The following is a 21,963-nucleotide window of genomic DNA, read 5'->3' on the forward strand; positions in this document are numbered from 1 at the left end:
TATGATTCAAATCATCGTAAATGCATTTGTCGAAAAAGAGAAGACTGGGGCAGTCGTCGAAGTCTTGTATGCTAGTAGCGATCATGAAAAAGTGAAAGCTAAGTATGAAGAGTTGATTGCTCAGTATCCTGATAACTATTTAGCTATCTATGATCTACCGCTTGATACGGATTTGAATACACTAGATCACTATCCGTCTGTATGGATTGGGAAAGAAGAGTTTGAATAGGGAACTTCATTCACTTAGCTAGCTAATGCCCAAAAGGTTAAGAAGAAAGGAAAATAAAATTACATGATTGATAGATATAGTCGCCCTGAGATGGCGAACATTTGGAGTGAAGAAAATAAATACCGTGCTTGGCTTGAGGTGGAAATCTTGGCTGATGAGGCATGGGCTGAGTTGGGGGAAATCCCTAAGGAAGATGTGGCTTTGATTCGCGAGAAAGCGGACTTTGACATCGACCGTATTTTGGAGATTGAGCAGGAGACTCGCCACGATGTGGTGGCCTTCACGCGTGCGGTTTCTGAGACTCTTGGTGAGGAGCGCAAGTGGGTTCACTATGGCTTGACCTCTACTGACGTGGTGGATACGGCCTACGGTTACCTCTACAAGCAGGCTAACGACATCATCCGTCGTGACCTTGAAAACTTCACCAATATCATCGCTGATAAGGCGAAAGAGCACAAATTTACCATCATGATGGGTCGTACCCACGGGGTGCACGCTGAGCCGACGACTTTTGGTCTTAAATTAGCCACTTGGTACAGCGAAATGAAGCGCAATATCGAGCGTTTCGAGCATGCGGCTGCTGGTGTAGAAGCTGGTAAGATCTCTGGTGCGGTTGGGAACTTTGCCAACATCCCACCATTTGTGGAGCAATACGTCTGCGATAAGCTTGGCATCCGTGCTCAAGAAATCTCTACACAGGTCCTTCCTCGTGACCTTCACGCTGAGTATTTTGCAGTTCTTGCTAGCATCGCAACTTCTATCGAGCGTATGGCAACGGAGATCCGTGGATTGCAAAAATCTGAACAACGCGAAGTGGAAGAATTCTTTGCTAAAGGTCAAAAAGGTTCATCTGCAATGCCTCACAAACGCAACCCAATCGGTTCTGAAAACATGACAGGTCTTGCGCGTGTTATCCGTGGTCACATGGTAACAGCTTATGAGAACGTAGCCCTTTGGCACGAACGTGATATCTCTCACTCATCAGCTGAGCGCATCATCACACCAGATACGACCATCTTGATTGACTACATGCTCAACCGTTTTGGAAATATCGTCAAAAACTTGACAGTCTTCCCAGAAAACATGATCCGCAACATGAACTCAACCTTTGGTCTTATCTTTAGCCAGCGTGCCATGTTGACCTTGATCGAGAAAGGGATGACTCGTGAGCAAGCCTATGATTTGGTGCAACCGAAGACAGCTCAATCATGGGACAATCAAGTAGACTTTAAACCCCTTCTCGAAGCAGATTCAGAGGTAACATCACGTCTTACACAAGAAGAAATCGATGAAATCTTCAACCCTGCATACTATACCAAACGAGTGGATGAGATCTTCGAACGTCTTGGACTTGGTGATTAATTAAAAAATAAACAGCGAGGTTCACAATCTCGCTGTTTATTTTTTATCGAAAAGACTTAGTCTTCCTTTTTCTTAGTGAGTCCATAGGCTGCTAGTGTGGCCATGAGTCCTGCGACTACTAATCCTGCAGAATCGTGACTTCCTGTTTCAGGAAGTTTTTTCTCTGTTGCCACAGAAGCTGGACCTTGAGGAAGAGCTTTGTTTTCCTCAGCAGGAACAGTTCATGGAGCCGATTCGCCTGGAATCTCTAGTACTGATTTTTCTTCTGCCGCAGGAGTTGGCACACTTGGGATTTCTTGTGCTGGTTTTTCTTCTTTGACAGCCGCTTGTCCATATTCACCACCTACATGTGTTACAAGGGTTCCGACTTCGACTATTTGTGTAACGGCTTCCTGTGCTACGACACTTGTAACCAATGTTCTAACTTCAGTTCCGTCTGCAGCCGTAGTTACAGAATAGAAATAACTTATACGACCGTTTACACCTTCTGTTACGACACGGGATTGTCCTTTAGGCAATTGATCAGTTTCACGAGTCACTGTGGTAAACGGAATTTCTTCCTCTTGGATATCTAGTCTAGGTTTTGCCTCAGTAGTTGCTGCAAGACCACTTTCATCGCCCTTGTGGGTTACAAGAGCACCGACTTCGACAACTTGGTCCATAGGTTCTTTGGTGACTTGACTATCTAGAACGGTTTCACTAGTCTTTCCATTTTCAGTAAGAGTAGAGATGTAAGAAGTGCATTCACCTAGAACTCCTGCTTTGACAACTTTTTCTTGACCTGCTGGGAGGTTCGGATTTTCTTTTCGAATGACTTTAAATGGAATGCTTTCTGTCTTCACAACTAGTTCAGGTTTGGTTTCAACATTAGCAGCTAGTTCATTTTCATCTAGGCTTCCTGAATGAGTTGCAGCTGGTTTGAGACCTTGAAGAGCGGCCTTGAGTTTACCTACTAGTGCGTCTAATTCAGCTTGTTTGCTACGGTTGAGGTTAAGATTCAGTCCATCTTTTGCAGCCTTGAGTGCTACTAGGCTTTATGTGCTGTATCCGTCTAAGTTTGTAGAAATTTTAGCTAATTCTTCGCGGAGAGCATTATAATTAGCACGGAAGTAGTCTTTGTTGTGGTCTGCAAAGGCAGTCATGAGTTCAAAGATTTCTTCCTCCTTATACTCAGCGCTTGGTTTATCTGCCCAGATAGCAAGCATACTTCCAACTGTTGGAAGGTCTACTTCAGGATATTTGGTAGAAGCAAGCTGGTTAAATGGCACTTTACCAGAGTTTTCAATCGCCTTTGATAGTGGGTAGGCTTCGTCTGCTTTGTGATTACCTAAAACATAGTACCAATCTCCGTTGGTATTGAGAAGTTTATAGCCTTTACTTGCAAGATACTGAGGAGTTGCAAGGTTGTAGCCCCACCAGCCTTTAGACCAGTAAGAAATCAAGACATCTTTGTCAAACTGAACATCGTCCTTGTCTTCATAGTAGAAGCCATCGTTGAAGGCCATTGGTTGAAGCCCTCTTTCCTTAGCCATAGCAGCTAGGCTGTTAGAATAATCTGCGAACTTGTTATAGAGGCCATACCATTTAAGGTAGTACCAACCTTGGGCATTCGTTGCATCATTGGCATATTCATCTGTACCATAGTTAAAAATCTTTGATTTATCAGCAAAGTAATCCATGTACTTGCCGATAAGGGCTTTGGTAAATCCAACTGCTTCTTGATTTTCAAGATCCATGGTTGTTTTTGAAACCTTATCAAAGTTGGCTTGAGGATTCTTGATGCCCAATTTTTCCATGGCAACCAGCATAGCATCCATGTGACCTTGGCTGTTGATAGCTGGGATGAGACCAATCCCTTTAGATTTAGAGTATTCAATTAATTCTGTTACTTCTGCTTGTGTCAGTGAAGTTCCATTCGGATCATCGTAGTAAGCTTTTGTTCCTTGGATGATGGCATTTTTTACATCATCACTAGCATAGGTTTTTCCGTTGGCAGTAATGGTCATATCATCGAGTAGGAAACGAAGGCCATCATTTCCTAGAAGGAGATGGGCATCAGAATAGCCGAGCTCGCTGGCCTTGTCTACGATGCGTTTGAGTTGATCTAAAGAGAAGTATTTGCGACCTGCATCGATGGAAATGACTTTATTCTTATTAAGTTTTTCAAGTTCACGTTTAGCATCTTCTTCTTTTTGAGCTTCTGGTGTGAAGGTCAAATTGCTGACTGCTTCTTGAAGTTTTGCGATTGCTTGGTCAATCGTGTCTTGTTGAGCACGGCTGAGATTGCTATCAAGTGAACGGATGGCTTTTTCTGCCTCTTTGACTGCAGTAACGCTTTCTGTTGTGTAGCGCTTGAGGTCTGCTGGAATTTCTTTTAGTGCTTGTTCAGCAGACTGGTAGTCTGCAGCGAAGTATTCAGCATTGGCATTTGCAAAATGACGCATGAGTTTGAAGAGGTGAGATGGGGAATAACGTGCAGATGGTGTATCAGCCCAAGCAGCTACCATACCACCGATGAATGGAATAGTTGCTCCGTCGGATTTTGGCACAGCAGTGATTGGTGTATTTTTAATACCATTGAGACCCTGATCAAGATTGTACCAACCTTGGCCATCAGCATTTCTCCCAAGAACATAGTACCAAGCATCGTTAGTGTTTAGGATTTGGTGACCTTTTTCTACTAGAAGTTTAGAAGAAGCGACGTCGTAACCTCCCCAGCCACCAGTCAACATTGAAACGATGATGTCTTTGTCAAAACTACCAAAGCTTGTATCGCTATTATAGTAGATACCATCGTTGAAGGCCATTGGTTTGAGACCGCGTGATTTCACGATTTGGGCTAGATCATTGGCGTAAGAGATGAATTTTTCATATCCTTTTCAGGGTAACCTTCGTTTGGATAGTATTTATCAGCTTGAAGAACGCTCCAACCTTTAGCGTTTGTTGCGTCATTGGCATATTCATCAAGTCCGATGTTGAATATTTCAGACTTGCCAGCAAAGTAGGCTGCGTATTTGTCAATCAGAGCTTTTGTAAAATCGACTGCTTGTTTATTATTTAAGTCAACAGTTCGTTCAGATTTTTTACCAAAATAATCAAAGTTAGGATTTTCAATGCCAAGTTCTTTCATAGCATGAAGAATAGCATCCATATGTCCAGGGCTATTGACAGTTGGAATCACACCAATTCCCTTATCTTTGGCATAATTAATTAAATCTGTCATCTGACTTTCAGTGAGATGGTTCCCATTTGGATCATTGTAATAAGCATTTGTTCCATGTTCAATAGCGCGTTTGACATCATCGCTAGAGTAGGTTTTATCGCCCACTTTCATAGACATATCATCTAGCATGAAACGGAGGCCATCGTTACCTACCAAGAGATGAAGATCTGTGTAACCATATTCTTTCGCTTTGTCAATGATTTCTTTGAGTTGTTCAGGTGAAAAATATTTACGTCCGGCATCAATTGAAACGATTTTTCGTTTAGCTAATTTTTCATTTTGAGTTGCAGCGCGTTCCTTTCCTGCCTCTGTTGCTGGTTTATCAGCCTCTGCTTTCGTTTCATCTTTTTTAGCATCTTTTTCAGCTGGTTTATCCTTGCCAGCTTCTGACTTATCAGTCTTATCTATGTTAGACTCTTTAGAATCAGCCTCTTTCAGCTCTTCCTTTTTAGGGCTAACTTCCTCCGCCTTTTTATCAGCAGTAGCAGAAGTTAGCACTTTTTCTTTATCACTAGGAGTAAAGCCTTCTTCCTCCTGCGGTTTCTCCTCTGTTTTTGAAAGACTAGCTAGCTTATCAGTAGCTGAAGTTTCTGCTTCTACAGTTTTTGGAGCTTCTGGTTGAAGCTCTGCTTTAGGTTTTTCCTCAGTAGTCAGATTTTCAGATGCTTGAGGGGAATCGGAAACCGTATGGTTGGTTGGTTGGTTTTCCGTAGTAGGAGTCATTCCATCGGCTGCAACAGCTTGTGCTTGGAAAGTAAATCCTATTAGAACAGAAGCTGCTCCTACCGCGTATTTACGAATGGAAAAACGCTGTTGTTTTTCTTATTTCATTGCAAAACCTCCTGATTGCATTTTGATATTAATAACGTTTACACAATTCAACAATTTTGTTTTATTTATTATGTTAACAGGAGTCAAGTAGGATTGCTTTAAAGCTATAATAAGTATAAAAACTAATCAAAATTAAACAAAGAATTCTATTAATTGATATATGCATATATAGTGTAATTCAATCCTATTTCTATAAAATATTCTACAAAATATAGAAGGTTATACAAAAAAGTAAGCGCTTTCCTTTTATTGTGGTATAATGTGTATAGAAGAAAGCCTAAGCAGTGCTCAGGCTTTTCTTCTTAGTGATCACGGTCACATGAAATGAATTTGATTTTGTAGTAATCCGCTCGTTTATATGTTTCGCTGTATGCGAGAACTTGACCAGTAGACTCTAGTTTAGTAGTCTTGGTTTGTAAAACGGTTGGGAATTGTTCATCGACTCCGAGGACCGAAGCCACATGTTCTGGAGTTGGAAATGCTATTTCATTGATTTCTTCAAAATGTTCATCATTCATGTGAATGTGGTAATCCAATTTGAAACGGTTATAGATAGAGCTATAATATTCAAGATTTGGATAATTTGCGTTGATGTATTGTTCTGGAATGTAAGATGTATGGTAGATGTACATAACACCACCTGTTTCGCGAACGCGTTCAATCTTGTAGTAGAACTGATCTCCGCGTAGTCCGAGTTTTTCTAGGTAGCTTAGTTTGTTTCCACGCTCAATAGAAAGGACGGTAACTTTATCATCTTTAGTTTCAAAAACTTCTACATCTGAAAACTCTACGAGTTTGTGTTTGCGTGCGCGTGAAACGAATGTACCCTTTCCTTGTTGGCGGATAATATAGCCATCCTTGGCAAGGTCGTTTAAGGCGCGGACAACTGTGATAGAACTTACATCATACATTGCAATCAATTCAGCTTCAGTGTAGAATTTATCGCCACTGGCAAATTGACCAGAAATGATTTTGTTCTTTAACTCATCTTTAATATATTGATACTTTGGAATTGCCATATTTTCACCTCGATTTTCCTTCTCCGTTAAAGATTCTACCATAAAAACGGAAAGAATAGTAGTATTTTGAATAAAAAAATTAGAATAATAGGCTAAAAGGTTAAATTACATATAAAAAAGGAGATTTTATACATTTTTATACATGTCAACTACTTGAAGCTCTATGTCTGTAAAATCTATATCTTTATAAGTTTTTTGTGTAAAAATTGGTAAAAAATGAAAAAAATTGTGAAAACCTATTGACAAATGCAGGATATTGAGATATATTTACTATATCAACAAATGAAAGCGTGAACTTTAATTGTCAGAAGGTAGTAATATGACACGATTTGAGATTAGGGACGATTTCTATTTGGATGGGAAACCGTTCAAGATTTTGTCCGGCGCCATTCATTATTTTAGGATTCCTCCAGAAGATTGGTATCATTCGCTCTATAACTTGAAGGCTCTTGGTTTTAATACAGTAGAGACTTATGTGGCTTGGAATTTACACGAGCCTCGTGAGGGTGAGTTTCACTTTGAAGGAGCTCTGGATTTGGAGAGATTTCTCCAGACAGCACAAGATTTAGGCCTCTATGCTATTGTACGTCCGTCACCATTTATCTGTGCGGAGTGGGAATTCGGTGGCTTACCAGCTTGGCTCTTAACCAAAGACATGAGGATTCGTTCATCAGACCCTGCCTATATTGAGGCTGTTGGTCGCTACTATGACCAGCTTTTGGCACGGTTGGTTCCACATTTATTGGACAATGGTGGCAATATTCTCATGATGCAGGTTGAAAATGAGTATGGTTCTTATGGAGAAGATAAGGCTTACCTGAGAGCGATTCGACAGTTGATGGTAGAGCGTGGTGTAACCTGCCCACTCTTTACATCAGATGGCCCATGGAGAGCAACTCTGAAAGCTGGAACCTTAATCGAAGATGATCTCTTTGTAACAGGGAACTTTGGTTCTAAGGCACCTTACAACTTTTCACAGATGCAGGAATTCTTTGATGAACATGGTAAGAAATGGCCACTCATGTGTATGGAGTTCTGGGATGGCTGGTTCAATCGTTGGAAAGAACCGATTATCACACGGGATCCAAAAGAATTGGCAGATGCAGTTCGAGAAGTTTTGGAGCAAGGTTCCATTAATCTATACATGTTTCATGGTGGTACAAACTTTGGCTTTATGAATGGTTGCTCGGCTCGAGGAACTTTGGACTTGCCACAAGTTACATCTTATGATTACGATGCCCTTCTGGATGAAGAAGGAAATCCAACTGCTAAATATTTGGCGGTCAAGAAGATGATGGCAACACATTTCCCAGAGTATCCGCAGTTAGAACCACTCTACAAAGAGAGTATGGAGTTGGATGCTATTCCTTTAGTAGAAAAGGTTTCCTTGTTTGAAACCTTAGATAGCTTGTCTAGTCCGGTAGAAAGCCTCTATCCTAAAAAGATGGAGGAGCTGGGACAAAGTTATGGCTATCTTCTCTATCGAACAGAAACAAACTGGGATGCAGAAGAAGAAAGACTTCGTATCATTGACGGTCGAGATAGGGCTCAGCTGTATGTCGATGGTCAGTGGGTTAAAACCCAATATCAGACAGAGATTGGGGAAGATATTTTTTATCAAGGTGAAAAGAAAGCGCTGTCTAGATTGGATATTTTGATAGAAAATATGGGGCGTGTCAACTATGGACACAAGTTCTTAGCAGATACGCAACGTAAGGGAATTCGGACAGGGGTTTGTAAGGATTTGCACTTCTTACTAAACTGGAAACACTATCCACTCCCACTAGACAATCCTGAGAAAATTGATTTTTCAAAAGGATGGACAGAAGGACAACCAGCCTTTTACGCTTATGACTTTACAGTCCAAGAGCCAAAAGATACTTACCTAGACTTGTCTGAGTTTGGTAAGGGAGTTGCCTTTGTCAATGGGCGTCACCTAGGACGTTTTTGGAACGTCGGCCCAACCCTCTCGCTTTATATCCCTCATAGCTATCTCAAGGAAGGTGCCAATCGCATCATTATCTTTGAAACAGAAGGTGAATATAAAGAAGAGATTCATTTAACTCGTAAACCTACACTAAAACACATAAAGGGGGAAAATTTATGACAATTGTAGGATGCCGTATCGATGGACGTTTGATCCACGGACAAGTAGCCAATCTTTGGGCTGGGAAACTAAATGTTTCACGTATTATGGTTGTAGACGACGAAGTTGTCAACAACGACGTTGAAAAGAGTGGTTTGAAACTTGCGACACCACCAGGTGTGAAATTGAGTATTTTGCCAATTGAAAAAGCGGCAGCCAATATTCTTGCTGGTAAATACGATAGCCAACGTCTCTTTATCGTGGCTCGTAAACCAGACCGCTTCCTTGGTTTGGTAGAAGCAGGTGTACCACTTGAAACCCTTAATGTTGGGAATATGTCTCAAACACCAGAAACTCGCGCCATCACACGTTCTATCAACGTAGTAGACAAGGATGTGGAAGATTTCCACAAACTAGCAGAAAAAGGTGTTAAACTTACTGCTCAAATGGTTCCAAATGATCCAGTTTCAGACTTTTTGAGCTTATTAAAATAGGAAAAAATTTTTAGGAGGTCATTGTTATGATACAATGGTGGCAAATTTTACTTCTCACTTTGTACTCAGCTTATCAAATCTGTGATGAGTTGACGATCGTTTCTTCTGCAGGTTCCCCTGTATTCGCTGGTTTCATTACTGGTTTGATCATGGGAGATTTGACAACTGGTTTGTTTATCGGTGGTAGCTTGCAGTTGTTCGTACTTGGGGTAGGTACCTTTGGTGGTGCTTCTCGTATCGACGCAACTTCTGGTGCGGTTCTTGCGACTGCTTTCTCAGTTTCACAAGGTATCGAAACTGACCTTGCGATCACTACAATCGCTGTACCAGTAGCGGCACTTTTGACTTACTTCGACGTACTTGGTCGTATGACTACTACATTCTTCGCACACCGTATTGATGCTGCGATCGAACGCTTTGACTACAAAGGAATCGAACGCAACTACCTTCTTGGTGCGCTTCCTTGGGCTCTTTCTCGTGCCCTTCCAGTATTCTTCGCCCTTGCTTTCGGTGGAGAATTCGTACAAGGTGTTGTAAACCTTGTTAAAGAATACCAATGGGTTGCAGACGGTTTGACTCTTGCAGGTCGTATGCTTCCAGGTCTTGGATTCGCTATCTTGCTTCGTTACCTTCCAGTTAAACGTAACCTTCACTACCTTGCTATGGGATTCGGTTTGACAGCTATGTTGACTGTACTTTACTCATACGTAACAGGTCTTGGTGGAGCAGTTGCTGGTATCATTGGCACTCTTCCTGCTGACGTTGCTGAAAAAATTGGCTTTGCCAACAACTTCAAAGGTTTGTCTATGATCGGTATCTCTATCGTGGGTATCTTCCTTGCAGTTGTTCACTTCAAGAACAGCCAAAAAGTTGCTGTAGCAGCACCTTCTACACCATCAGAAAGTGGGGAAATTGAAGATGACGAATTCTAATTACAAATTAACAAAAGAAGATTTTAATCAAATTAACAAACGTAGCTTGTTCACTTTCCAATTGGGATGGAACTACGAACGTATGCAAGCATCAGGTTACCTTTACATGATCTTGCCACAATTGCGTAAAATGTATGGAGATGGAACTCCTGAGTTGAAAGAAATGATGAAAGTTCATACTCAATTCTTCAACACTTCACCATTCTTCCACACAATCATCGCTGGTTTTGACCTTGCCATGGAAGAAAAAGATGGCGTTGGCTCAAAAGATGCGGTTAACGGTATCAAGACTGGTTTGATGGGACCATTCGCTCCTCTTGGAGATACTATCTTTGGTTCACTTGTACCTGCTATCATGGGATCTATCGCTGCAACAATGGCTATCGCTGGTCAACCTTGGGGTATCTTCCTTTGGATCGCAGTTGCAGTAGCGTATGACATCTTCCGTTGGAAACAGTTGGAATTTGCCTACAAAGAAGGGGTTAACCTTATCAACAACATGCAAAGCACTTTGACAGCTTTGATTGAAGCTGCATCTGTACTTGGTGTGTTCATGATGGGTGCTCTTGTAGCAACAATGATCAACTTTGAAATTTCATACAAATTGCCAATCGGTGAAAAGATGATTGACTTCCAAGACATCTTGAACTCAATCTTCCCACGCTTGCTTCCAGCAATCTTCACTGCCTTTATCTTCTGGTTGCTTGGTAAGAAAGGTATGAACTCTACAAAAGCTATCGGTATCATTATCGTGCTTGCCTTGGCTCTTTCTGCCTTTGGTAAATTTGCACTTGGAATGGGCGCATAATTTATGACTAAATCATTAATTTTAGTGAGTCATGGACGTTTTTGTGAAGAACTTAAAGGTAGCACAGAAATGATTATGGGTCCACAAGAAAATATTCATGCAGTTGCTCTTCTTCCAGAAGATGGGCCAGAAGATTTCACTGCAAAATTTGAAGCTGCTGTCGAAGGTTTAGATGATTTCCTAGTCTTTGCTGACCTCCTTGGTGGAACACCATGTAACGTGGTGAGCCGTCTGATTATGGAAGGTCGTGACATCGAACTTTATGCAGGAATGAATCTTCCAATGGTAATCGAGTTTATCAATGCGAGCCTAACCGGCGCTGATGCAGATTATAAGAGTCGTGCTTCAGAAAGCATTGTCAAAGTTAATGATTTATTGGCTGGCTTCGACGATGACGATGAAGATGAATAAGGTGTAATAACAGAATTACTGTTAGAACATATTTCATAGAATATAAATGGGAATGGGGCTTACTCCCATTCCCATATTTTAAATAAAAAATAATATAATAATAGATTAGAGGGACTCAATGCTAGATTATACAAAAGAAGAATTGCTTGAGTTGGGGGCAGAAATCACAACACGCGAGATCTACCAACAACCAGATGTTTGGAAAGAAGCTTTTGAAACTTATCAAGCACGACGTGATGAAATTGCAGCTTTCTTGCAAGGAATTGCAGATAAGCATGATTATATCAAAGTAATCCTAACTGGCGCTGGAACTTCTGCTTATGTGGGAGATACCTTGGTACCTTACTTTAAGGAAGTCTACGACGAACGCAAATGGAATTTCAATGCTATTGCGACAACGGATATTGTAGCCAATCCAGAAACTTATTTGAAAAAAGATGTGGCGACTGTCCTTGTATCTTTTGCTCGTAGTGGGAACTCGCCTGAAAGTGTGGCGACTGTTGATTTGGCCAAATCCTTGGTGGATGAGCTTTATCAAGTGACGATTACTTGTGCAGCAGATGGCAAATTGGCTCTTCAAGCCCATGGTGATGACCGCAATCTTTTGCTTTTGCAACCAGCTGCTTCTAACGATGCTGGATTTGCCATGACTTCAAGCTTCACTTCAATGATGTTGACCGCACTCTTGGTATTTGATCCGACAGACTTTGCAGTTAAATCTGATCGTTTTGAAGTATTGTCAAGCCTTGCACGTAAAGTGTTAGACAATGCCGAAGATGTCAAAGAGTTGGTTGACCTCGACTTTAACCGAGTGATCTACTTGGGTGCAGGTCCATTCTTCGGACTTGCTCATGAAGCACAGTTGAAAATTTTGGAATTGACTGCTGGTCAGGTTGCAACTATGTATGAAAGTCCAGTTGGCTTCCGTCACGGCCCAAAATCTCTTATCAACGAAGATACGGTTGTTTTGGTCTTTGGTACAACGACAGACTACACTCGCAAGTACGACTTGGACTTAGTTCGTGAAGTTGCAGGCGACCAAATTGCTCGCCGTGTTGTACTTTTGAGCGATCAAGCTTTTGGTCTTGAAAATGTCAAAGAAGTGGCTCTTGGTTGTGGTGGTGTATTGAATGATATTTACCGTGTCTTCCCATACATCGTTTATGCCCAACTCTTTGCCCTATTGACTTCACTCAAGGTAGAAAATAAACCTGATACGCCATCACCTACAGGTACAGTCAACCGTGTGGTACAAGGTGTTATCATCCACGAATATCAAAAGTAAGAAAGTGTTTATGAATTCTTGACAAGAGGATTTGTAAATTATCAGATAAACCATAGATTGTCAGTACGCTTTCTATGGTTTGTTTGCTTGAGAGAAATAGTAAAAGGAGAACAGAATGAAAGCATACACAGAGCGTGTATTTGGAAATGTTGAGGGCAAGGATGTCTTGGCCTATCGCTTTGAGACGGACGGTGGCTACCAGCTTGAAGTTATGACTTATGGTGCGACCATCCTGCGCTATGTCACACCTGACAAGGCTGGAAATTTTGCCAATGTTATTTTGGGCTTTGATGACTTTGATAGCTATGTAGGCAACAGTCCCAAACATGGAGCTAGCGTAGGTCCTGTGGCAGGCCGTATTGCAGGTGCGACCTTTGAACTCAATGGCAAGACCTATGATCTCGAAGTCAACAATGCAAGCAACTGTAACCACAGTGGTTCAACTGGTTGGGATTCGAGCTTGTTTGAACTAGTTGAAGTGAGCGACCATGGCTTGACCCTCTACACAGAGCGTACAGATGGGACAGGAGGGTTTCCTGGTAACCTCAAGATTTGGATTAGCTATCACTTGGAAGAAACTGGTGCCTATGAAATCATCTACAAGGTAATGACAGATCAGGATACGCTGGTCAATCCAACCAACCACAGCTATTTCAACTTGTCTGGTGATTTCACGCAGACGATTGACCGTCATGTTTTCCAGTTAAATACGGAGGGGATTTACCCAATCGCCCCCGACGGTGTTCCTGCCAAAACTCCAGATGCAAATCGTGATGCGGTTAAACACATCTACAATGGTGCCTTGTTGAAAGACATCTTTGCAGAAGAAGATGAGCAAATCCAACTAGTTTCTGGTTTAGACCATCCATTTGCCCTTCCTGCAGGCCATGACAATGCTGGGTTCCTTTATGACCAAAACTCAGGTCGCTTCCTGCTCTTCAAGACAGAGGCTCCTTGTTTTGTGGTCTACACAGCAAACTTTGTGGATGAGAGTGTTATCATAGGAGGTCAGCCAATGGTACAGCACAATGGGATTGCCCTTGAAGCGCAAGTTTTACCAGATGCCATTCACAGTGACCTCAAAGACCAAGTCATTCTCAAAGCTGGTCAAACCTTCACAAGTAAGACACGTTATGAGCTTGTTGTGAAATAAAAGAATCATTGCGTCTACTTTTGAGGTCTAGGAAGTTTTTTTGTTAAATTAGATTAGTAGGAATAGATAAATAAAGACAAAGAGTAGGAAAATATGATATAATTTAATATTGAAAATACCTGTCCTATCTATAGGATAAAAGGAGAAAAAATGAAGAAAATTGTATTTGCTAGCGCCTTGGCTTTGACCTTGGCTGGAGCAGTTTTGACAAATGATGTTTTTGCTAATGACAGATTGGTGGCAACACAATCTGCTGAGGGTAGAAATGAAAATGTTTTGAGCTCAGAAGTGTTAAATCCTTCTAGTGGCAACGTTTTAGTTGGGATTAAGGGAGAATTTTTAACCCCAGATAAACAAGCTATTTTGGATGCTATTAATAAGATTCGTAAGGAAGCAGCTGATGAAGGTTTGGTAGATAAGTATGTCCCTATTAAATGGTCTACTGATCTTGAGAAAACTGCTTTTGTACGAGCTACTGAGGTGTCAGTAGCTTTAAAACCTGAGCGTCTTTCTACGAAAGAAATCTGGACTGCTTTTCCATCTAGTAATAGTATAAGAGGAGAAGCTTTAGATGTGAACTATGAAGGTTTTCTAAAAGCAATTGAAAACTGGCATGCTGAGAAGGCGAATTATGTAGCGAAAAAGAAGGGTGGAACATCTAAAGAATTTACAGGTTATTATGAGGTTCTGATCAATTCTAAATTTACCTATGTGGGGCTTGCGGCTTTTAGAAATGAAGCTAGTTCTCAGAAAGTGGCAACGATTTCTATAGCTTTAGGTGATGATGCTTCTTCAGAGGAATTGGCTGGTGGATATGGTTCTGCTATTCAGTATACAGAAGTGACTGCATCAAACCTTTCAACAGTTAAAAGTAAAGCTATAGTTGTAGAAAAATCGTTGAAAGATTTTAGAACATCTACATCTAGTCAGTCTGGCTGGGTGCAATCTAATGGAAAATGGTATTTTTATGAGTCTGGTGATGTGAAGACAGGCTGGGTAAAAACAGGTGGTAAATGGTACTATCTGAATGGTTTAGGTGTCATGCAGACTGGATTTGTAGAAGTTGATGGAGCATGGTATTTCCTTGATAGTTCTGGCGCGATGTTTACAGGCTGGGGAACAGATGGTAGCAGATGGTTCTACTTTGACGGTTCAGGAGCTATGAAGACAGGCTGGTACAAGGAAAATGGTGCTTGGTATTATCTTGATCAATCAGGTGTCATGAAGACAGGTTGGTACAAGGAAAATGGTACTTGGTATTATCTTGATCAATCAGGTGTCATGAAGACAGGTTGGTTTAAAGTAGGCAAGTACTGGTACTATGCATATGGTTCAGGAGCTTTGGCAGTCAGCACAACAACACCAGATGGTTACCGTGTAAATGGCAATGGTGAATGGGTAAACTAGGCTGAAAATAGCAAGTCATAGGAAAAGTATTCATCTTACTTAGCAGAAAGAATGAATGATAGGAAAGAGGTTGATGACGAACATTGACCTCTTTTTGTTAGAATATAGGCTTCAAGTTGTCTGACTTGACTTTCTTGATAGAAGTTACATAATAGTTGTAATAATTAAAATTACAATAAAGGAGACATCCTATGACCTATGAATATAAGAGCCACATTTATTTGGCAGAGGCAGTTTTAAATGTAAAGGATTTGGCCAGTCAAACAGCCTTTTATCAGCAAGTGCTTGGTTTAGAAATCTTATCTCAAACTGAGATAGAGGCCGTTCTAGGTCTTGATGGAAAAGCCTTGGTACAGCTGATTCAAGCACAAGAGAGCGGTGAAGTAAGGAAACATTATGGCCTTTACCATCTGGCTATTCTCTTGCCGACACGCAAGGCTTTGGCTGATGTCTTGAAACACCTGACAGATTTACAGATTCCTCTTATTGGCGGTGCAGACCATGGTTACAGTGAGACCCTTTACTTGGAGGATTTGGAGGGAAACGGCATTGAACTCTATCGAGATAAGCCGGTTTCTACATGGGATATTCGAGAAGATGGACGCATTATCGGGGTGACGGAAGCCCTTGCGGCGCAGGATATCTATGGGTTGGGGGAAAGAGTAGAGCCATTTATCCTAGCAGATGGTACGAGAATGGGGCATATTCATCTTTCTTTTAAAGATAGCCGAAAGTCCAGCCAGTTTTATCAAAAGGTGTTAGGGTTAGAGGATAAATTCAGTGTGCCTAGCGCTAGTTGGATTGCAGCTGGGGACTACCATCATCATTTAGCAGTCAATGAATGGGGAGGAAAAAATCTGGCTCCGCGTAAGCAAGGCTTGCCAGGTTTAGCCTACTATGTCATTGAAGTCGCACATAAAGAAGAACTGTTAGCGATTGCGCAACGAGCACAAGAAGTTGATGCTCCAATCAAATGGCTGACATCTAGCCAGCTGGAAATCACAGACCCAGACGGAATCGTGACCCGTATTCGTTTAGCAAGATAGGCAAGATGTGATGAAAATCAGAGTATAAACTGTAGAAAGTACTCCTTATCCTAGTCAGATAGGTAGAAAATTTGATATGATAGTAGAGAATAAGGAGAAGAGTACAATGACCAGTGAATACCAGAAAATGATAGCGGGAGAACCCTATCATCCATTTGATCCCGAGTTGCGGACCTTGGCTCAGGCTTCTCGCCAAAAACAGACTGCCTTTAACAAGGAAGAAGATCCCTTGAAAGGGACGGAAATTATCAAGACTTGGTTTGGGTCAACCGGGCAAAATCTCTATGTCAATCCACGACTGGTAGTCGATTATGGGGTCAATATCCATCTAGGGGAAAATTTTTACTCCAATTGGAACTTGACTATGCTGGATGTTTGTCCGATTCGCATCGGGGACAATGCCATGATTGGTCCCAACTGTCAGTTCTTGACTCCACTCCATCCACTGGACCCGCAGGATCGTAATTCAGGTGTTGAATACGGCAAGCCCATCACCATCGGTGATAATTTCTGGGCTGGTGGTGGTGTCATTGTCCTTCCTGGAGTGACACTGGGAGATAACGTTGTTGCAGGAGCAGGGGCCGTGATTACAAAGTCCTTTGGAGACAATGTTGTTTTGGGTGGCAATCCTGCGCGTGTTATCAAGGAAATCCCTGTAAAAGAAAGAGATTGGTAAAAAAGTTTTTAAGATAAGAAAAAGGCATCATATCAAATGTTTAAAAAACGTTGATATAATGCCTTTTATCATATTTTACAATTGATCCTCTTCGAAAATTTCTTCAAACCACGTCAACGTCGCCTTGCCGTATGTATAGGTGACGGACTTCGTCAGTTCTATCTGCAACCTCAAAGCAGTGCTTTGAGCAGTCTGCGGTTAGTTTCCCAGTTTGCTCTTTGATTTTCATCAAGTATGAGTGTTTACCTAGCTTTTTGCTAGGTTTTACGCTAGAAGTTCTACAAATTCTTTCTCTTCTTGGCATTTTTGGTCAGGGAAACCTGGTAAGTATCCTGTTCTTTAGTGAGGTAATTGATGATTTGGAAGTCATCGATTTGAGCCTTGAAATCCACTTCATAGACAGTGGTGACTTGTTCTCCATTATTGCTGGTATCAATCGAGATGAGGTCTAACTCAGTACAGAATTGTGCCAGTCCAGATTGGATAGTTTGGAGTTGTTTTTCTTGGTTCGCAATTGTGATGGTTAATAGTCTGCGACGTTGGTGCTTGCTCTTGCTTTGTTGTTTCTCTAAAAGAAGCCATACTGCTAAGATAAAGACGGTGAAGAGAATAGCTAGAGCTAGGTAGCCTGTCCCTGCTGCCAGCCCAATAATCATGGCAAGGAAGATAGCAATTAGTTCCCGTGAGCCACTAGTAGCTGAACGGAAACGAATCAAACTAAAAGTTCCAGCTACTGCAATTGAAGTCCCCAAGCTACCATTTACCAGAAAGATGACCAAGGTCATCAAGCAGGGGAGTAGGGTCAAACTAACAGCAAATTCCCGTGTATAGAGGGTACGGTGTTTGTAGGCCCAGGTCAGCGCCAAACCTAAAATCAGGCTGACCAAGAGAGCCAGAAAGAGCTGGATAGGATTGGCAGTAGCAGTTGTACTGTTGAAAATAGAATTAAATAGATTAGACATAAGTAGTACCTACACTTTCTGTGCTTGGTCGTGGGCTATAGTCCAGCCCTTGAGACTTGTGGTAGGCGCAGCTGTATTTTGAAAATTTCTGCTCTACCAGTCCATATTGGTCGAGAATATCTTGTAACCATTGGGGTTTTCTACCAGGTGCTTTAATTTCCATGATGACAATGTCCTCATTTAGTAGAGGGAAACCGTCCTTTCCTGAGAATAAACTGACATTATCATCACGATAGGTTAGATTTTGGTCAATGGTGACACGAATCTTATTGTAGGGAAATCCGCTAATTTCTTTCTTTTCCTTGAGAGAAAAGCGGTCGTAGTAAATATACATACGAGGGATGATGGTTTGCTGATATTCCTCTTGGAGTTGCTGAATTTTTTCAATCATCATTCGGTCCTTGATACTGTTATCCAGCTGTCCTTTGGTCATAAACTGGGTGATAGACTGGGGAGTCGACAAGAGGCGATATTTTCGTCCGACACCAGTCCTGTCCTTGGATTTGATTTCTAAAAATACCTGACTATCAGGTTGAACTTGACTGAGATAGGTTCGCATCCGAATCTTTTCTTTTCGCTTAGTACCTTGGCCATCATCCTGAATCATATCAAATTGCTCTGTATCAAAGTAGATGTTGGAAATGGTAGAAGTTGGATAATCATCCTCGACGAGGTATATTTTTAAGTCTTCTATTAAATTAGCCAAGTCATCTTTGGCAACGACATATTTGGTTTCAATTCGTTTAAAGCTTGTTTCAATGGGTTTCATAAATCCTGTCTCCTTTATCAAACTGTTTCATACTCAATGAAAATCAAAGATCAAACTAGGAAGCTAGCCGCAGGCTGTACTTAAGTACGGCAAGGCGACGCTGACGTAGTTTGAAGAGATTTTTGAAGAGTATCAGCACACTATCTTATTAGCAGATAGGTGTGTCTGAGCAAGTTGAACTTGCTTGTGACTAGTCTATGGAATTTTCCTAAAACGTTTGTTAAAGATAACTTAATCGAAACTAAATTTAAGAAAACTTTCAGAAAAAGTTTAGATTTTTTTCAGACTTCCCCTGTAAACTAAACTCAAGCTAAATGAAGGAGAGGAAAAAAGTATGAAATCAAAAAAATGGACCCTAATCTTAACCAGTTTCACAGCTTTGACCTTGATGACAGCTTGTGGGCAGTCAACAACTAAGTCAAGTACAACTGCAGCGGCAGATACCACTGCTATCACAACTTCAGCTAAAAACAGTCAATCTTCTTACTTTACAGAAAAGGACTACGACACTTCTTATGATGAAAGCACAGCCTCTAAGATTGAGCTATCTGGCTCATCTGCAAGTGTTTCTGGAGATGGTGTGACAGTTTCTGGTTCAACAGTGACTATCTCAAAAGCAGGTACCTATGTCATTTCTGGTCAGTCTGACGGAGTGCAAATTAAAATTGCAGCTGATAAGTCTGATGATGTGAAACTTGTCCTAAAAGATGCGACCATGACCAATACAGATGCGGCTATTTCAGCTACAAGCGCCGGTCATGTCTACCTCACTCCAGCAGAAGGGACGACAAATAGCCTGTCAGACTCAAGCTCTAACAGTGATGAAAAGGCAAATGCCGCCCTCTTTTCTAAGGTTGATTTGACCATCAATGGTTCAGGAACTCTCAATGTAGATGGGAAGAAAAGCAATGCTATCAAGGCAAATGATACTCTTCGCATCACGGGTGGAACCTTTAACATCACATCGGTAGGAGATGCCTTTAATGTCAATGATGAACTTAATATCACTGGTACAACCATGACTATCGATGCCAAGGAAGATGGTGTCAAAGTTGATAATGATGACGATCTGACTGTCGGAAATATGTATTTGGCCAACAATACCATAACAGTCACAGCAGGCGATGACGGCATTCACGCTTCTGGCAAACTAGTGATTGATAGCGGTACTTACACAGTCAAGAATGCGACTGAAGGAATTGAAGGAAAATCCATTACGATCAATGGTGGTGATATCAATGTCTACGCGACAGATGATGGAGTCAATGCAGCTAATAAAAATGCCCAGAAAAGCGATATTTACTTTACCATGACAGGAGGCAATCTAACTGTAGAAGTCGGTCAAGGGGATACAGACCCAATCGACTCAAACGGCAATATCACGGTTACAGGTGGAACCATTAAATTGATAGGACAATCAGGCTTTGACTTTGATGGAACAGCAACCTACACAGGTGGGGATATTTACATCAACGGTGAAAAACAAACTGAGATTGTAAATTCGATGCCTGGTGGTGGAGGCCCTCAAGGAAATGGTGGTCCTGGGGGTGGTGCACCTGGTGGACGACCATAAAAGAAAATCTCCTTTCTCGAAAGAGAAGGGAGATATTTTATGTTGGAGGAAAAAAGTCGAGGGACTAAATATTTCTTCTATATCTTCTATCCAACCCACATCAATCTCTTATACATATTAGTTAGAATAACTACCAAGTCTTTATCAAGTATCTCAAAGGGGTGCTTTTCTGATGTTTGAACGAGCAAAAAAACACCCTAATTCCAATGCTTTTCTAAGCATGTGGAATAAGAGTGCTTATTGTACAGGAAATTATTCTCCGTCTTTTTTAAAGATATTTTTAACACCAGATACTGCACCTTCGACAGCTTCTTTAGCATCTTCGGCAACTTCTTTAGCTTTTGAAGCCACTTTTTCTGCAGCACCTTCTGCCTGAGTTTTTGTATCGCCAGTTAGTTTACCAAAACCTTCTTTAACAGAACCTTTAGCTTGGTTGAATTTTTCTTCGATTGACATGTGGAATACCTCCGTTAATTTTTTGTATTATCTAAACTAAATCAGATATTAATTTAAGTATATACCCTTTAGTGTTAAAAAGCAAAAAACTGATACGAAAAGCATCAGTTTATTTTTTAATAGGTGACAACATTCAATTGACCTTTATCATATTCAGCGATAAAGATATTAGAGACTTCTTCGAAGCCTTCTTGTTATAACTCCTCAATCACCTTGCATAGAGCCCCTACATCTTCTTTTCGACTAGACCAAGAAGTAGCAAAACGTATGACTGTATGGGTATCATTGTATTTTTCCCAGTAAGAGAAAATTACTTTTTGAGACAGTTTTTTCATCTGTTCATCATTCACAATACAAAAGACCTGATTTGTTGGATTTTCAAAATAAAGGGGGAGACCAGCATTTTTACAAGCTAGACGAATCTGGTTGGCGTAGGAAATCGCATCTTTGCCAATCGTTTGATAGAGATTGTCTTTAAACAATTCGTCAAATTGGATACCGAGAAGTCTTCCTTTAGCTAGAAGGGCACCATGTTGTTTGATAATGGTGGTCATGTGAGGAAGAAGTTGAGGATTTGGGATAACGACTGCTTCCCCGAGAAGAGCGCCACATTTGGTACCTCCGATATAGAAAGCATCGCATAAGCGAGCCAAATCAGCAAGATGAACATCATTTTCAGGGCAGGCAAGAGCGTAAGCAAGACGAGCACCATCTACGAAGAGTTTAACATTCTTTTCCTTACAAACTTGAGAAATAGCTTCTAATTCTGCTTTTGAATAAAGGGTTCCAAGCTCAGTTGGTTGAGAGAGATAGACCATTCCTGGCATGACCATATGCTCATGGTTTTTATCAGCCCAATAGTCTTCAATAGTTTCTTTGACTTGCTGGGCAGTCAATTTTCCATCTGTTCCCTCTAGTTCGAGTACCTTGTGCCCTCCAAATTCGATAGCACCAGCCTCATGAACGCTGATATGGCCAGTTTTTGCAGCAATCACTCCTTGGTAAGATTGTAGGAGACTGTCAATCATGACTTGATTGGTTTGGGTTCCACCAACAAGAAAATGAACCGCTGCCTGCGGACAAGCGCAGGCTTTTCGTATGCTTTCAATAGCACTGGCACTAATCGAATCGCTCCCATATCCGCTCATTTCCATTTCGTTGGTTTCCATGATTCGTTGAAGAATCGCAGGGTGTGCTCCTTGAAGATAATCATTTGCAAAATTTAGGATTTTGTTTGTCAT

General features: G+C 41.2%; 18 protein-coding genes and 1 pseudogene. 13 read left to right on the forward strand and 6 right to left on the reverse strand.

What is annotated here, in order from left to right:
• The first annotated feature begins 1 nt into the window (after nt 1).
• Both QM959_RS06010 and purB read left to right on the forward strand, forming a co-directional pair.
• Nucleotides 2-229: a phosphoribosylaminoimidazole carboxylase gene (locus QM959_RS06010; RefSeq protein ID WP_247935114.1), complete on the forward strand. Its 228-nt coding sequence runs from the start codon at nt 2-4 to the stop codon at nt 227-229.
• Nucleotides 230-292: 63 nt separating this feature from the next.
• The gene (gene purB, locus QM959_RS06015) at nt 293-1,591 is read left to right on the forward strand and encodes an adenylosuccinate lyase (protein ID WP_414372059.1); all 1,299 of its coding nucleotides are present in this window, start codon (nt 293-295) and stop codon (nt 1,589-1,591) included.
• 56 nt (nt 1,592-1,647) lie between these two features.
• Here the strand turns inward: purB and strH are convergent.
• Together strH and QM959_RS06025 are read right to left on the reverse strand one after the other, a co-directional pair.
• Nucleotides 1,648-5,615: pseudogene (gene strH, locus QM959_RS06020) on the reverse strand (LPXTG-anchored beta-N-acetylhexosaminidase StrH).
• A 332-nt stretch (nt 5,616-5,947) separates the two neighbouring features.
• Nucleotides 5,948-6,664, reverse strand: a complete 717-nt coding sequence (locus QM959_RS06025; protein WP_414372061.1) for a GntR family transcriptional regulator — start codon at nt 6,662-6,664, stop codon at nt 5,948-5,950.
• Nucleotides 6,665-6,983: 319 nt separating this feature from the next.
• Between QM959_RS06025 and QM959_RS06030 the strand changes: the two genes are divergently transcribed.
• From QM959_RS06030 to QM959_RS06075, 10 genes are all read left to right on the forward strand, one after another.
• On the forward strand, nt 6,984-8,771 hold the full coding sequence (locus QM959_RS06030; protein ID WP_414372063.1) for a glycoside hydrolase family 35 protein: 1,788 nt from the start codon (nt 6,984-6,986) through the stop codon (nt 8,769-8,771).
• A complete protein-coding gene (locus QM959_RS06035) occupies nt 8,768-9,244 on the forward strand; it encodes a PTS sugar transporter subunit IIB (protein ID WP_000156971.1) in 477 nt (158 codons plus the stop codon). Before QM959_RS06030 ends, QM959_RS06035 begins: the two co-directional genes overlap by 4 nt.
• 26 nt (nt 9,245-9,270) lie before the next feature.
• The gene (locus QM959_RS06040; protein ID WP_414313249.1) at nt 9,271-10,176 is read left to right on the forward strand and encodes a PTS mannose/fructose/sorbose/N-acetylgalactosamine transporter subunit IIC; all 906 of its coding nucleotides are present in this window, start codon (nt 9,271-9,273) and stop codon (nt 10,174-10,176) included.
• Complete coding sequence (locus tag QM959_RS06045; RefSeq protein ID WP_000185293.1) at nt 10,163-10,984, forward strand: PTS system mannose/fructose/sorbose family transporter subunit IID; 822 nt, start codon at nt 10,163-10,165, stop codon at nt 10,982-10,984. The genes QM959_RS06040 and QM959_RS06045 overlap by 14 nt, the downstream gene beginning before the upstream one ends.
• Before the next feature lie 3 nt (nt 10,985-10,987).
• Nucleotides 10,988-11,395 carry a PTS sugar transporter subunit IIA gene (locus tag QM959_RS06050; RefSeq protein WP_414267455.1) on the forward strand — a complete coding sequence of 136 codons (408 nt, stop codon included), beginning with the start codon at nt 10,988-10,990 and terminating at the stop codon, nt 11,393-11,395.
• Nucleotides 11,396-11,513: 118 nt separating this feature from the next.
• Nucleotides 11,514-12,680 carry an SIS domain-containing protein gene (locus tag QM959_RS06055; RefSeq protein ID WP_414372066.1) on the forward strand — a complete coding sequence of 389 codons (1,167 nt, stop codon included), beginning with the start codon at nt 11,514-11,516 and terminating at the stop codon, nt 12,678-12,680.
• Between the two features lie 115 nt (nt 12,681-12,795).
• On the forward strand, nt 12,796-13,833 hold the full coding sequence (locus tag QM959_RS06060; protein WP_414372068.1) for an aldose epimerase family protein: 1,038 nt from the start codon (nt 12,796-12,798) through the stop codon (nt 13,831-13,833).
• A 150-nt stretch (nt 13,834-13,983) separates the two neighbouring features.
• A complete protein-coding gene (locus tag QM959_RS06065; RefSeq protein WP_414372069.1) occupies nt 13,984-15,240 on the forward strand; it encodes a choline-binding protein C in 1,257 nt (418 codons plus the stop codon).
• A gap of 191 nt (nt 15,241-15,431) precedes the next feature.
• Entirely contained in the window at nt 15,432-16,286 is an 855-nt protein-coding gene (locus tag QM959_RS06070) for a VOC family protein (protein WP_414372072.1), read from the forward strand.
• Nucleotides 16,287-16,392: 106 nt separating this feature from the next.
• A complete protein-coding gene (locus QM959_RS06075; RefSeq protein WP_414372074.1) occupies nt 16,393-16,962 on the forward strand; it encodes a sugar O-acetyltransferase in 570 nt (189 codons plus the stop codon).
• A 278-nt stretch (nt 16,963-17,240) separates the two neighbouring features.
• On the opposite strand, the gene QM959_RS06080 is transcribed toward QM959_RS06075, so the two are convergent.
• Both QM959_RS06080 and QM959_RS06085 read right to left on the reverse strand, forming a co-directional pair.
• A complete protein-coding gene (locus QM959_RS06080; protein ID WP_414372076.1) occupies nt 17,241-17,924 on the reverse strand; it encodes a DUF4956 domain-containing protein in 684 nt (227 codons plus the stop codon).
• Nucleotides 17,917-18,693 carry a polyphosphate polymerase domain-containing protein gene (locus QM959_RS06085; protein WP_414372077.1) on the reverse strand — a complete coding sequence of 259 codons (777 nt, stop codon included), beginning with the start codon at nt 18,691-18,693 and terminating at the stop codon, nt 17,917-17,919. The genes QM959_RS06080 and QM959_RS06085 overlap by 8 nt, the downstream gene beginning before the upstream one ends.
• A gap of 334 nt (nt 18,694-19,027) precedes the next feature.
• On the opposite strand from QM959_RS06085, the gene QM959_RS06090 reads away from it, so the two are divergent.
• On the forward strand, nt 19,028-20,266 hold the full coding sequence (locus QM959_RS06090) for a carbohydrate-binding domain-containing protein (protein WP_414372079.1): 1,239 nt from the start codon (nt 19,028-19,030) through the stop codon (nt 20,264-20,266).
• A 252-nt stretch (nt 20,267-20,518) separates the two neighbouring features.
• On the opposite strand, the gene QM959_RS06095 is transcribed toward QM959_RS06090, so the two are convergent.
• Both QM959_RS06095 and QM959_RS06100 read right to left on the reverse strand, forming a co-directional pair.
• Nucleotides 20,519-20,722: a CsbD family protein gene (locus QM959_RS06095; RefSeq protein ID WP_000020982.1), complete on the reverse strand. Its 204-nt coding sequence runs from the start codon at nt 20,720-20,722 to the stop codon at nt 20,519-20,521.
• 194 nt (nt 20,723-20,916) lie between these two features.
• The gene (locus QM959_RS06100) at nt 20,917-21,951 is read right to left on the reverse strand and encodes a threonine aldolase family protein (RefSeq protein ID WP_414372089.1); all 1,035 of its coding nucleotides are present in this window, start codon (nt 21,949-21,951) and stop codon (nt 20,917-20,919) included.
• Nucleotides 21,952-21,963: the final 12 nt, after the last annotated feature.

It is taken from the genome of Streptococcus mitis (assembly GCF_047459985.1).
GTDB lineage: Bacteria > Bacillota > Bacilli > Lactobacillales > Streptococcaceae > Streptococcus > Streptococcus mitis_DZ.